The organism is Cellulomonas carbonis (genome assembly GCF_014636275.1).
Taxonomy (GTDB): Bacteria; Actinomycetota; Actinomycetes; order Actinomycetales; family Cellulomonadaceae; genus Actinotalea; species Actinotalea carbonis.
Genome location: NZ_BMEB01000023.1, coordinates 1 through 743, shown reverse-complemented (window position 1 = coordinate 743; position 743 = coordinate 1). Strand labels below are relative to the sequence as shown.

1 protein-coding gene is annotated in these 743 nt (G+C 64.3%); it reads left to right on the top strand.

Going from position 1 to position 743, the window contains the following annotated elements:
- Positions 1 to 743 (top strand): right-handed parallel beta-helix repeat-containing protein (locus IEV86_RS17490; RefSeq protein ID WP_229734725.1); only part of this gene is annotated, 743 nt, incomplete at both ends.

The window sequence follows — 743 nt, the reverse complement described above, 5'->3', positions numbered from 1 at the left end:
AAGCCGGATGCGTCGAACACGGGTGTGCGCCCGGGGTCGACGTTGCGCAAGCACGTCGGGGACATCGTGGTGACGACGCCGGGGACGGTGCTGGAGAACCTGGACGTCTACGGGTTCGTGACGGTCAAGGCGGCGGACGTGACGATCCGGAACTCGCGGGTGCGGGGTTCGGGCAAGGGGTCGTTCAACACGGGTCTGATCAACGCGAACGACTCGCGGGTGCGGAACCTGGTGGTGGAGGACGTGACGTTGGTGCCGGACTACCCGTCGTACTGGATCAACGGGATGCTGGGGCACGACTACACGGCTCGTCGGGTGAACACGTGGAACGTGGTGGACGGGTTCGGGATCTACAACGTCCACGGGACCGCGGCGAACGTGCGGGTGGAGTCGAGCTACGTGCACGACCTGGCGTACTTCTCCCCGGACCCGAACCACTCGGACAACAAGACGCACAACGACGCGATCCAGATCCAGGGCGGGTCGAACGTGCAGATCGTGAACAACACGTTGTCGGCGTGGTTGTCCAAGACCGCGGGGACGCAGAACTACCAGTACCCGCAGGCGGGGTTCGGGATCATCCTGACGCCGAACGTGAACAAGGTGACCGGGTCGGTCATCGAGGGGAACTGGTTGGACGGGTCGTACATCCCGATCAAGCTGGTGCACAACTCGAAGACGGGTGCGTTCGACTTCGGTCGGGTGGACCGCAACCGCTTCGCCCGTGACATGCGCAACGTGCC